The following is a 1,047-nucleotide window of genomic DNA, read 5'->3' as shown; positions in this document are numbered from 1 at the left end:
CCCAGCATCACCGGCGACCCGGGCCAAGGCCCTTAAATGCAGGCAATGCGGTCATTTGCGCAAGGGACCCCTCACAATTTGGAGCTCTAAATGACTACGCAAGCAGCGTCCGCCAAATTAGCGCAAGCAAGTCAACTGCTTACCCAGGGCCAGTACACAGAGGCAGAGCAAATCTACATGTGGGTTCTCAAAAATACCACAGACGCATCCCTCCACTCAGCGGCCACTTATGGCCTCGGACTCCTCCACCTGAAGAGCGGTGATGAAAGCGGCGCCTACAGGCAGTTCCTCGACGCTCTCCAATTCGACGGGAGCAATGCGAACGCCTGCCACTATCTGGGTGTACTCGCACGCCGAGCAGGAAATGGCGAGGTAGCCAAGACATGGTTTGCGCGGGCCATCGTGGCAAACCCGAAACACCAGGGAGCCTTGGCGGAACTGTGTCGCATCGGTCAGGCCGAAGGAGTGTCTGGGTCGGAGACCACCTCCGCCCCCGAGCCTCGGCAGGTGCAGTCACCGCCTTCGGCACCCACAGCCCGTGCCCTGCCTCCCCATAAGCCCTCTTCACCGTCGGCTGTCATTGGCATCGCCAGGCAGGTTCGCCAGCAGGTAGTCCCTTGGCGCGGCAAGCCTGCAGCGATGACCCAACTAACATGCCGAGTTGAGACATACAGTCATTCCGGAGAGGGCCCGCTCGGTCTGATTTCGGTTGAACTCCGAAGTCATGAAGTGCATGGCACACTCGTTGACGGAGACTGGGTCGAACTGACTGAAGCAGACGCAACAGCACGCAAGCCGATCAAGAATCTAATCAACCTCAGCACCGGTGAAAATGTTTATTCGAAGTACCGGGTCTTCGGTGCACGGTGATCGGCAAGGATCACCCACTCACTCAATCCTTGCAAAATGATCCTCACCGCAGCGCTTCCCTCGGAGGACGCTTAGCTACTAATACTCCAGCTGTAGATCGCTCCTGAGCCGCTGGCGGCTACGTTCTCCGTGCCTTGCGTGGCTTGCCCCAGCTGCCGTGTGGTCGGTTTCGGGCTT

Annotated in this window: 1 protein-coding gene; it reads left to right on the top strand. The window is 58.7% G+C overall.

From position 1 onward, the window contains the following. Positions 1-90 precede the first annotated feature (90 nt). Positions 91-870 (top strand): tetratricopeptide repeat protein, encoded by a 780-nt coding sequence (locus ABTY61_RS38685; RefSeq protein WP_350509904.1) that lies wholly within the window; start codon positions 91-93, stop codon positions 868-870. The last annotated feature ends 177 nt before the right edge of the window (positions 871-1,047 follow it).

This window comes from Kitasatospora sp. NPDC096128 (genome assembly GCF_040303105.1).
In the GTDB taxonomy this organism is placed as follows: Bacteria; Actinomycetota; Actinomycetes; order Streptomycetales; family Streptomycetaceae; genus Kitasatospora.
Note: the sequence above shows the minus strand (reverse complement) of the source record. Positions and strands in the feature narration are given on the sequence as shown.

Excerpts from the sequence above, each read along its gene's own strand:
- ABTY61_RS38685 (WP_350509904.1), top strand. The coding sequence starts at position 91 with ATGACTACGCAAGCAGCGTCCGCCAAATTAGCGCAAGCAAGTCAACTG.